Raw genomic sequence first — 11548 nt, 5'->3', positions numbered from 1 at the left:
TGATTCACACCTTCTTCTTACTAATGAGCAGACTCCTCTCCTTTTCTACTGAGAACACATGCTTCATTTTTTCATAGAAATGTTATCTTAGGTCTCGAATCTTATTAAGTATTTGTAAGTCAGCAGCTGCTTGTTAGAAAAAAAACAGCCTGAATTCGCTCACTGATGCTCCAGAATCAGCTGAACGACAAAAAAAAGCATCGGTATGGAAAACGAGCTTCCCACCGATGCTTTTGTTGTTTCGTAGCGAAATGAATTTCACTAATCATGAACCCATTTTCGCTCATTTGAAGTGCTGTTCTGGTGAATGACCAGATTTAATAGGAATCTGTACATAAAGTTCGCTATTGGTGAGCTTTGTTTCGTTAATAACGAAATTCGTTTCGTTATTAACACTAATTAGGCCGCACAGCCAACATTTAGGGAAAATTACTTCCTAACTAGCGAAAACAATTTCGCTAATTGTACAAAAACTACCCTATCTAGTTACTTAACAGACCATCAGAGGCACGCTGGTGTATTTATTCGCTCTTCCGTTCCAGCATATTCAGCATCACCGTTACAGCCTCAGCTCGTGTCGCATAGTCTTGAGGAGCGAATTGGTTACCGCTTTTCCCTTGCATGATACCCTCTTGCTTCACGAAAGCAACACTGCTCATCGCCCATACTGGAATTTGATCGTCATCCTCGAAGCCAGCTGCTGCATTAGCTTCTACAGAATGACCTAAAGCGTTAGCAAGGAGGACTGCCATCTCGGCACGTGTAATTTCTGCATTCGGACGGAAAGTCCCATCTTCATATCCCTTAATTATTCCGGCTTGTACCGCTTGAGAGACAGCCTTCTGTGCCCACTCTCCGATCTTAGATGAATCTGTGTATGTCGGCGCAGTCCCAGCTTCTTGCAGCTTCAATGCATTCATCAGCATCACTACAAATTCTTGGCGAGTTACCGTTTTGCCTGGCTTAAATGTGTCGTCCTTGTAGCCGTTAACGATTCCCCTGCTTACCGCTAGCTTGATGTTAGCCTCAGCCCAATGTTCAGCGATATCGCTGAAGCTAATTACGTCTGTCGAGTTCTCTGTTACAGGCAGGCCTGTCTCTTTGTCTATAACGATTACCGCAAACTTAGCGAAATGATCCATTTCTACACGTATGCGATTTCCTTCAATCTCTCCGCCTTGTATTTTTTGCCATGAACCCACAGTCTCATCGTAATAGAAGACCGCTACCGTTTGGTTGCTATTTACTGTAGAAGGATCAAACTTTATCGTCAGTGTAGCTGAACCATTGATTTTCTCTGAATTATTTGTCAGAACCTCAAAGATCGAGCTGCCTAAAACCTCTTTATTCGGAAGAAGCATTTGAACATCCAATAGTTTCTCAATTGTAAACTTCAGCTCTTTATTAAAGGCATTAGCGGGTATCGAGAGTGTTATCTCGTCATTCAAGCTTACCTCGCCCTCTCTACCTGCGGGCAGAGTTAATGTACCATCTGTAGAGATAACTTTGCTATTGCTTGTTGAACCGCCATTGCTGGAAGCGGCTTTTGGCTTAACTGCGTTGGAGGCGGCTGATGGAGCACTGCTGCCAATAGCATTTATTGCTTTTACCGTGAAGGTGTAGCTCGTGCCGTTCGTTAAGCCCGAAATCATGATTGGACTTGTATTGCCAGTTACAACCACGTTACCCGGCGAAGCAGTCACTTCATAACCAATAATAGCACTCCCTCCGTTATCGGCTGGAGCTGTAAAGGAGAGCGTTACTTGCTGGTTTCCTGCTACAGCCACAACGTTTGTTGGCGCTGCTGACCATGTAGCAGGCGTTGCATCTACTTGATTGGATACAGCACTCAAGACTCCTTCATTACCTGCCTTAACGACAAAGTAATAGGTTAGCCCATTCGTTAGGTTGTGTGCATCATAAGTTGCTTCAGTCACGGTCGCATAAGGTGTACTGTCGAACTGTCCGGATACTGTCGACAGATATACTTCATAGTACTTCGCGTCCGGAACGATGCTCCAATTCAAGTTAACCTGTTGATTGCCCGCTGCTGCTGTAAGATTCTGAGGGTTAGCAGGTGCATGAGGCAGATTTATCACTTGAGTGATTGTAAACGTCACATTCAGCATGTTAGTTGCCGACACAGTAACCGTTGCGGTATACGTACCTGCCGCTAAACCATCTTTCGCAATTACTGTAAAGCTAGTCGCTGGATCTCCGCTATTCAACGTTCCTACTAGTGGCTGTGTTAACATGAAATCATTCGCATTCGTACCGCTAAGTGCCACTGTCACATTATTCAAATGACCTGTCCCCGTATTCGCAACATCGATGCTTATCGTTTCCTGTGTTCCTGAGGCATAGCCTTGAGTAATATCTGCAGCGGTTTGATCCACTATAGTCGCGATCGTGTATGTTGGAGCTGCTGTTACGGTAAAGCTCACATCAAAGCTGTGGCTGATGCCGCCATCTGCTGTTAGAGTAATCGTTTCTGTATGGGTCCCTACTGGCAGATTCACCTTCGGGCGAATATTGAGTGACGTAGATAATACCCCAGCTCCTAGTGAATCAGCATTTATGGTACCAACAACGAATTTGCTAGTCGCTCCGCCACTGATGCTGCCGCTCAAGTTGGTGATCGCGCCATTGCCTACCTTCGTAAGGGTTACATACTCTTGGCTCGCGATCGTATCGTTGAACGTATACCCTTCGACTAGTGCATCCAAAGTAAGTGTACCTGTCTCCGATACCGTAAACGTTGTCGGCGATGCTGTTACGGTAAAGCTCACATCAAAGCTGTGGCTGATGCCGCCATCTGCTGTTAGTGTAATCGTTTCTGTATGGGTCCCTACTGGCAAATTCACCTTCGGGCGAATATTGAGTGACGTAGATAATACCCCAGCTCCTAGTGAATCTGCATTTATGGTACCAACTACGAACTTGCTAGTGGCTCCGCCACTTATGCTGCCACTCAGATTCGTGATCGCGCCATTGCCTACCTTCGTAAGAGTTACATACTCTTGATTGGCAATCGTATCGTTGAACGTATACCCTTCGTCTAGTGCATCCAACGTCAGTGTTCCGGTCTCCGATACCGTAAACGTTGTCGGCGACGCTGTTACGGTAAAGCTCACATCAAAGCTGTGGCTAATGCCGCCATCTGCTGTTAGTGTAATCGTTTCTGTATGGGTTCCTACTGGCAAATTCACCTTCGGGCGAATATTGAGTGACGTAGATAACACGCCTGCTCCTAGTGAATCCGCATTTATGGTACCAACTACGAACTTGCTAGTGGCTCCGCCACTGATGCTGCCGCTCAAGTTCGTGATCGCGCCATTGCCTACCTTCGTAAGGGTTACATACTCTTGGCTCGCGATCGTATCGTTGAACGTATACCCTTCGACTAGTGCATCCAACGTAAGTGTACCTGTCTCCGATACCGTAAACGTTGTTGGAGCTGCTGTTACGGTAAAGCTCACATCAAAGCTGTGGCTGATGCCGCCATCTGCTGTTAGCGTAATCGTTTCTGTATGGGTCCCTACTGACAAATTCACCTTCGGGCGAATATTGAGTGACGTAGATAATACCCCAGCTCCTAGTGAATCTGCATTTATGGTACCAACTACGAACTTGCTAGTCGCTCCGCCACTGATGCTGCCGCTCAAGTTGGTGATCGCGCCATTGCCTACCTTCGTAAGAGTTACATACTCTTGGCTCGCGATCGTATCGTTGAACGTATACCCTTCGACTAGTGCATCCAACGTAAGTGTACCTGTCTCCGATACCGTAAACGTTGTCGGTGCTGCTGTTACGGTAAAGCTCACATCAAAGCTGTGGCTGATGCCGCCATCTGCTGTTAGCGTAATCGTTTCTGTATGGGTGCCTACTGGCAGATTCACCTTCGGACGAATATTGAGGGACGTAGATAACACGCCTGCTCCTAGTGAATCTGCATTGATGGTGCCCACTACGAACTTGCTCGTCGCTCCTCCACTAATGCTGCCGCTTAAGTTCGTGATCGCGCCATTGCCTACCTTCGTGAGGGTTACATACTCTTGATTGGCGATCGTATCGTTGAACGTATACCCTTCGACTAGTGCATCCAACGTAAGTGTACCTGTCTCCGATACCGTGAACGTTGTTGGCGATGCAGCAGTTGTAAATGTCTGAGATGTACCATTGGTCGTTCCAACACTGTTTACCGCCTTCACGCGATAATAATAGGTAGTATTAGGAGTCAAGCCCGACAATGTAGCAGAAGCACTTATACTCCCAGTTCCTGCAGCGATAGTTCCACCAGTAGTAGCAGCGACAGTGCTGCCGTAGCTTGCGTTCAAACCATAGTCGAAAGTAACCGTTGTATAATCTCCTTTATCATTGACCGTACTATTCAGCACTGCTTCTGTGGAAGTAATGCTAGTTGCTGCATCTGTAGTTACAGAAGGAGCTGTTATTATTAAAGGAATATTTGTCTGGATTGTGCTCATTATATCCCCTGTATTATCTCCACTCCAGTTTGCAGAGTCTAACAGACGAGACTTCCATGTATCTATATTCACTAACGTTATACTTCCAGTATATTGAACATTATCTTGCTGGCTTGCACCGCCCTGTAGACCAATAGCATTCACGCCGTTCGTCAAGGAATTCTGTGATCCATTACTATTAGGTAACATCGAATCCCTTAGAGTAGCAATAATGGACGTATTCCAATTAGCTGAATCTACTACTCCTCCTGAATTATTAAAGCCTGTAATAAAGTACGGATTACTATCAGCATCCTGGTATATGAAGATCCCATCTCCAGCAAGATTCATTGGATCCGTTACTGTATAACCAGATACAGTAATATCATTTGTCAGACTATCGCCTGTTGCTATATTCGTAAGTGTTGTCTCGGCGTCGCTCCCCCCATAGTAAATGGAGAAAACAGAGCCTGCCGTTACCACACTTGATAGAGTCCATGTAATTAAGCCATCACCCGTGTTTAAAGAGGTGAATGCGTTTGTGGATTGATCCCAGCCTTTGTCTGTTATTTTAATAACCGTACCTGCTGGAATATTGACTAAACTTACAAAGGTAACCGTATCGCCCACTGCATCCCAACCGATTATCGCCATATCATTCACGTTAAGTGTACTTGCATATGCGACTCTCACAGAACCTCCCAATGATATATTCCCTGTAATAATGAGAACCATACATAATACTACAGCCGTTAGCTTCTTGAATAATTGTAATGAATGCAACAAGTTTAAATGCCCCCTTAAATTATAATACTCCGTTATCTACTTACAAAAACTTTCATTAATCTTCATTTAATATTCGATACACAATTTAAATTTCCTTTGAAAATCAGGAATAATATTGCATTTTGTGATAAGCTTGATAGAATTTCTACTGATCTTCCACTACATAACAAAGAAACAGCGATTTCTGCCGTTTCTTTCTAGCGAAAAGTCAGCATTTTGGACTGGGCTGGAGGAAAGTTGGAACCCACGTAATGTTGCACAAAAGTCAGCATTATAGGCTTGAGGAGAGCTGGAACACCGATAATGTTGCACAAAAGTCAGCATTATAGGCTCAAGGAGAGCTGGAACCCACGTAATGTTGCACAAAAGTCAGCATTATAGGCTCGAGGAGAGCTGGAACCCACGTAATGTTGCACAAAAGTCAGCATTTGGGGCTGGTACTGTGGGATATCTGACACAGATCCGAATTGATGTATTACAAACGAGTAAGTTAGATGTATGATAGGGTGTCCACTTTCTTGACAGAGGTCCAGAATTACCTTTGGAGCAGGTCAATTGTCATTACATACTGCCTATGTTACATACTGCGTATTGTGTTAATCCGCGAGATACAATATAATACGTTTAAACAATTAAACATTATAACGGAGTGAACCATGAGCGAATTTATCGGCAATCAGAAGGCCATTCATATTTTTGAGAATCTAAGCCCTTATTTCCAAGGCTTGGGAGACCCTATTCGTCAGCAGATCATATCGTTACTGATCGACAAAGAGAGTATGAATGTGACGCAGATTGCAGAGCACATTCCCATGTCGCGGCCTACTGTCTCTCATCACCTGAAGATTTTACGGCAAGCAGGGCTGATTAACGTTCAGAAGAAGGGTACAGAGATGTTCTACAGGCTTGAGTTCAACGAAGCCATCGCACTTATGAAACAGCTTGTTCAATTCATAGAAGAGGAATGCCAGAACTAGTGCCACTAACTAGCTATTGTCATTCCTTTTTTTACAGTTTATACGTTTAATAACTTAAACATATAAACATTCAAACATTTAAACGGAGGTTGAGCTTATGAGCAAAAAAAAGGTTCTTATTGTAGGGGGATACGGTGAAGTTGGCAGACAGATCGCTCAGATCTTACACGATCGGCACCCTGATCTGGATATTGCACTCGGAGGAAGGTCACCGGGAAAAGCAGTACCATTCGAGTCTGGACGGGTTCATACCATCGTTGTCGATAATAATGCGGAGGATCCGTTGCTTCATGTAGACGACAATGTGACACTGATTATAAATGCCGTTAACGATTTGCAGGATCGGCTGCTGATGTCCGCCGTCCGAAGAAAGATTCCACTCATCGACCTTACGCGCTGGACAGAACTATTCCAACAATCGATCGCCAAATTGAAGAACTCGGAGCTCCATGCCCCTGTCGTATTGTCCTCCGGCTGGATGGCCGGAACTGCTTCACTGCTTGCTATGCTGCATTCGGCTTCACTTCAGAACGTCTCCATCCATATTAATGCGCTTTACTCGCTGCGGGACAAAGCAGGACCCGACTCTGCGGCGTACATGGATCGTATGAGCATTCCATTCCATATTACGGAACCGACAGGAACCCGTCTTGTCTTCCCTATGACAGATCCGGTCAAAGTACAATTTCCTAACGGATACAAAACCAAATGCTATCGGCTCGACACCCCGGATCATGTGACCCTGCTCAAGAAAGACCATATCGACTCAGCCAGCTTCCGCATCTCCTTCGACAACAGAGCATCCACCTACGCGCTTGTAGGAATGGTCAAGAGCGGAATATGGAAGATGATCAGCGGTGATCGATTCCGATCTCTAAGACGAAGTCTGCTCTACAATCCAGGCACTGGCAGCGCACATCACATGGTTATTCATCTAAAAGGCCGTGATCATAATGGGCGCTGGGTTGAACGGAGTATGTCGATTTCTGATCCGCTTGGTCAGACTCATCTCACTGCATTGGGAGCTGCTATCCAAGCTGAAAAGCTACTGCTAGCATCAGAGGCAGAGCCGCTGGCTCCAGGCATTTATTATCCGGAAGACCTGCCTGATAAGAGAATGGATACTGCTGCAATTATTCATTTTTTCGAACAATACGGGGTTCTTATATCTCATTAATCACAATTTTACCAACATTTTACGATCATTTTCTTAACAACAAAAAAACCTTGATTTCTCAAGGTTTTTTTGTTGCTCTTACCTATCCCAGTGCAGTCTATAATCTAGTCTATCGGATTCCATCAAAGACATGAGTGACCAGCTGCTTAACATAGTTGTCGTCAATGGGGTCACCCGTAACTAATAAGCGGTAAAATATCGGCCCGTAGATGAGATCCGTGCATAATCCGATATCGAGCTTCTCCTTCAGCTCTCCGCGCTCAAGCCCGCGGCTCATAATGCCATGAACCTCCAGCCTACGAGGCTGTATATAGCGTGTTCGATAGGCCTCAGCCAGAGCTGAATCAACCTGTCCCTCCCCTATTATCTCCAGAAAAATCGAGCCTTCTCGGCTTATCATAAACCGAGCCATATTCGTGGCGTGCTCCAGAATATCCTGGAACACCGCACCCGCATCGGGAACAGGCAGTCTTACTGTCGCAGCGGATAGGAAACCATCCATCACAACTGCAGCCTTGTTTGGCCACCATTTGTAGATCGTAGCCTTACTTACCTTCGCATGATCAGCGATTTTTTCAACGGTAACTGCTCCAAAGCCGATTTCCAACAATAATTCATAGGAAAAAAGCAAGGATGGCGTTTTGCGTCTCCACATTGCGCGGACGCCCTCTTTTCCCCTGCATGCGAATCCTCCTTTGTCGCCGTTCTTCTTAAGCACTATATAAACGATACGTTCAGTATTTATTGGAGGAGGATTACGATGCAAAATGAATTATGCATCCTTATTCATTGGAACCGGATCCGTAGCGGCTCAAATTCTTGTGCCCCTTGCTGCTTATTTATCCTTCGTTGATCAGCGGGGCCGCGTGGTCGGTAGTGTGATGAGCGGTCTTTTGCTAGGGATCATGTTTGCCCGGCCGTTAGCAAGTTTCATAGCCAGTGTGTGGGATTGGAGATCTATATTTGTGATGTCTGCTGTTGTTACCTCTCTTTTGACTATATTGCTATGGTATGTTTTTCCCGTGCGGAAGCCCTCTCCTTCGGTGCGCTACGGTCAACTCCTATTCTCCCTAAGCACTTTACTTAGGCATACACCGGTATTGCGACGACGCGCCTTGTACCAAGCTTTTTTATTCGGAGCCTTCAGCTTATTCTGGACCGTCGTTCCTTTGCATCTGGCTGATACTTACGGAATGTCCCAGCAAGGCATTGCATGGTTTGCACTTGTTGGTGTAGGCGGTGCAATCGCTGCGCCGATTGCCGGAAGATTGGCGGATAAAGGCTGGAGCAAGAGGTTGACGTGGCTTGCCATGATTGTAGCCGTCTTGTCCTTTGGACTCATCCATTTGTTCCACAGTCATTCTGCTCCTGCTCTGATCCTACTCTTCATAACCGCAATTACACTTGATATGAGCGTTTCGGGAAATCTGGTCATTAGTCAACGTGCGATCTATTCATTAGGGAGTGAAGCGAGAGGACGCCTGAACGGACTCTTCATGGCGATTTTCTTTATTGGGGGAGCGATCGGCTCATCCTTAGGTGGATGGGCATATACCCAAGGAGGCTGGAAGCTCGCCTCCCTTATTGGCACCATTCTGCCGCTCTTAGCTCTGATTTACTTATTCACAGAGAACCATGCATGCTTCTCTAGGCAGATCAAAGAATCGCAGCGAGAACATATAGTTCCTACTCCATTTGACCAAATAACTGCACCTCCAATTGTTAATTTGGATCTAACATTGGGAGCGCAGTTCATTAATCAAAGGATTTTATGTTTTTTCAGCTGTTCAATCATATATTGAGCACGACGTTTATAATTATGCTTCAGAACGGTGCGCTTGCCCTGCTTGCGGATACGTTCACGCTCTTGAGGATGGTTCAGATAGTAGCGGATGAGCTCTCGTGTTTGCTGCGCGGAGCTGGAGACAACAAGATCCCTTCCTGGTTTGAACAAACGGCGGATTTCGGGGGTATCACTGGTAATCAGAAAACCGCCTGATCCGAGAATCTCATAGGTTCTTTGAGTGACCTGGGATAAATGGTTCTGAGGACCAATTATAATCTTCGCAGAATTATAGACTTTACGGGCATCAATATAGGGCAAATACCCATGTATCCAACTGAGTGGAATACGTGCTCCGAGAATAGGCGTCATTTCATCCCACTGCCTCCCCCAAAAATCAATTCGGGTGCCGTCCTTCACTAAAGGGCTAATGAGATGGTCGAGAGATTGGAGACGGTAGTGGTTGGGATAGATTTTTAATATGCGGGAATATCCGTTGGCAACTACTCCGATATTACTTCTGAGCTGCTTGACGATTTTACCTTCACGGTGTACTTTGCGGTGATAGCCAAAATCCATATGAGCCGCCTTAATTCCTATTTTGTTATAGTCCTTAACCATAGATCGGCAAATGGTAAAGACAAAATCAGGCTTGACTGTACGGACATAGGGTAACGAGAAGGACTCATGATGAGTGGGATCCTCAGTAGCCCAGTAAACATGCGGTATGGCTGTTGAAGCGACAAACCTTTTAATCCACTGTCGTTTATGCTCTCTATGTTCAAGAGTCCAGCCCAAGCTAATAATCAGATCAGGTTTGAACTGCCTGAGCAGACGAGGAAGATTTTCTCTAGTCAGAGGTCCCGATATTTTCACGGTATGTCCTGCATCCCGAAACCCATTGGGAAGTCCGTGAATCCACATCGGATGGGACTCTAGAAACAATATTTTCATGATTGGCCCTCCGCGAATTGAATATTCTACCTTGACCTTATCCTTTTTTTTAAAAATGAAGAATATTTCATGGGATTAATCCCCTATCCCTTAAGGTGGACAACATGAACTGGGCGCGTGTGGTGTAATTATGCTTGGCAATAGCCCGTCGTCCGTTTCTCCTGATTCGCTCCCTTTCTTTCTCATTGTCCAAATAGTAACGAACCTTCTTCAAGGTCTCTTGTGGGCTCGAGCTGACTACCACGTCATGCCCCGGTCTCAGAATCCCTCTGACAGCAGGTGTATCGTTCGTCAGGAAAAAGCTTTCTGAGCCAAGGGTTTCGTAGGTTCTTTGCGTCACCATATCCGTATAGTTTTGCAAACCCAGCACAATCTTGGCCGAGCTGAACACTTTATTGGCAGCTTTGTATGGAATAGTACCTTTGATTGATTTCTTAGGAATCGAGCACCCAAGAAAAGACTTCATACGTGTCCAATCCCGACCGTAAAAGTCAACTCTGTATCCGTTCCTTAACAATGGTCGAACCAGAATACGAATCGATTGATTGCGATAGTGCTTCGGGTATTTACGCAGAACATCAGGGTAGGCATTGGCAACAACGACAATATCCGCTTGATATTTCTTTTTCGCTTCGGTTCTGTAGTGTACTTGGGGATGAAAGGCATACTCCAGATGCGCAGCGTGAAAACCCATTTCCTGGAATCTAATAGCCGTTTTAGCAGAAATGGTAAAGGTATAGTCCGGTTTCATACGTCTAAGCAGCGGAAGGGTGAAAACCTCAGTGAAGTTAGGATCTTCTGTGGACCAATAGACCAGTGGAATTTGATATTGGGTAGCAAGGCTCCTCACTAAGCGCTGCTTGGCTGGTGTATGATCTTGCCCCCAGCCTACGGATACGAGCAGATCAGGTTTGTAAGACGACAGCTGACGGATAAGCTTGCGTTTGTGCACAGGACCCGATGCACGCACCTCGTGCCCGAGGTCTCTTAATCCGTCAGGCAGCCCGTATGACCACAGCTTTCCTCGTTCCAAAAACAATATTTTCAATGTGCACCACCATCCTGTAGTAGCTAAGACAGTCGCATAACCAATTTATCGCGGTTGACATATATATGTGGGAAAGAGGCGGCATTCGGGTGAAGTCATTGTTTGAAACGGTATATCGTGTCCGTACGAAAAAGAAATGCATAGCTCTAACCTTCGATATTGGTTGGGGCAGCAAGGTACCCTCACCCGTTCTTGATGTCCTGTCAGTGAATGGAGTAAACAAGGCAATCGCATTTTTCTTCAGGTGGAACCATTATATTCATGACTCTCGCAGTTGAATAGGCTGCAACCTAACACATCCTTGTTTTCTTTGGCCGCTCGGTCAGAGCAAGTATATCCAGACTACAGCGCTTCTTC

General features: G+C 45.5%; 6 protein-coding genes and 2 pseudogenes. 4 read left to right on the top strand and 4 right to left on the bottom strand.

Annotated features, from left to right (window positions below; all coding sequences use genetic code 11):
- Positions 1-521: 521 nt before the first annotated feature.
- Entirely contained in the window at positions 522-5252 is a 4731-nt protein-coding gene (locus AC6ESP_RS01310) for an S-layer homology domain-containing protein (protein ID WP_497094855.1), read from the bottom strand.
- Between the two features lie 656 nt (positions 5253-5908).
- On the opposite strand from AC6ESP_RS01310, the gene AC6ESP_RS01305 reads away from it, so the two are divergent.
- Entirely contained in the window at positions 5909-6229 is a 321-nt protein-coding gene (locus AC6ESP_RS01305; RefSeq protein ID WP_497094854.1) for an ArsR/SmtB family transcription factor, read from the top strand.
- A 97-nt stretch (positions 6230-6326) separates the two neighbouring features.
- Positions 6327-7406 (top strand): saccharopine dehydrogenase family protein, encoded by a 1080-nt coding sequence (locus AC6ESP_RS01300; protein WP_497094853.1) that lies wholly within the window; start codon positions 6327-6329, stop codon positions 7404-7406.
- Between the two features lie 109 nt (positions 7407-7515).
- Here the strand turns inward: AC6ESP_RS01300 and AC6ESP_RS01295 are convergent.
- Positions 7516-8089, bottom strand: a pseudogene (locus AC6ESP_RS01295) (TetR/AcrR family transcriptional regulator).
- A 93-nt stretch (positions 8090-8182) separates the two neighbouring features.
- Here AC6ESP_RS01295 and AC6ESP_RS01290 point away from each other — a divergent pair.
- Positions 8183-9208 (top strand): annotated as a pseudogene (locus tag AC6ESP_RS01290) (MFS transporter); the annotation flags it as partial.
- On the opposite strand, the gene AC6ESP_RS01285 reads toward AC6ESP_RS01290, so the two are convergent.
- Both AC6ESP_RS01285 and AC6ESP_RS01280 read right to left on the bottom strand, forming a co-directional pair.
- Positions 9166-10143: a CgeB family protein gene (locus AC6ESP_RS01285; RefSeq protein WP_497094852.1), complete on the bottom strand. Its 978-nt coding sequence runs from the start codon at positions 10141-10143 to the stop codon at positions 9166-9168. The pseudogene AC6ESP_RS01290 and the gene AC6ESP_RS01285 overlap by 43 nt on opposite strands.
- A 67-nt stretch (positions 10144-10210) precedes the next feature.
- Positions 10211-11191, bottom strand: coding sequence for a CgeB family protein (locus AC6ESP_RS01280; RefSeq protein ID WP_497094851.1), 981 nt, complete (start codon positions 11189-11191; stop codon positions 10211-10213).
- 65 nt (positions 11192-11256) lie between these two features.
- On the opposite strand from AC6ESP_RS01280, the gene AC6ESP_RS01275 reads away from it, so the two are divergent.
- Entirely contained in the window at positions 11257-11469 is a 213-nt protein-coding gene (locus AC6ESP_RS01275; RefSeq protein ID WP_497094850.1) for a polysaccharide deacetylase family protein, read from the top strand.
- Positions 11470-11548: the final 79 nt, after the last annotated feature.

This window comes from Paenibacillus xinjiangensis, from assembly GCF_059686975.1.
The sequence above is the reverse complement of the archived record's forward strand: the minus strand, read 5'-3'. Positions and strand labels throughout refer to the sequence as shown.

Excerpts from the sequence above, each read along its gene's own strand:
- AC6ESP_RS01275 (WP_497094850.1), top strand. The coding sequence starts at position 11,257 with ATGTGGGAAAGAGGCGGCATTCGGGTGAAGTCATTGTTTGAAACGGTA.
- AC6ESP_RS01305 (WP_497094854.1), top strand. The coding sequence starts at position 5,909 with ATGAGCGAATTTATCGGCAATCAGAAGGCCATTCATATTTTTGAGAAT.
- AC6ESP_RS01300 (WP_497094853.1), top strand. The coding sequence starts at position 6,327 with ATGAGCAAAAAAAAGGTTCTTATTGTAGGGGGATACGGTGAAGTTGGC.
- AC6ESP_RS01285 (WP_497094852.1), bottom strand. The coding sequence starts at position 10,143 with ATGAAAATATTGTTTCTAGAGTCCCATCCGATGTGGATTCACGGACTT.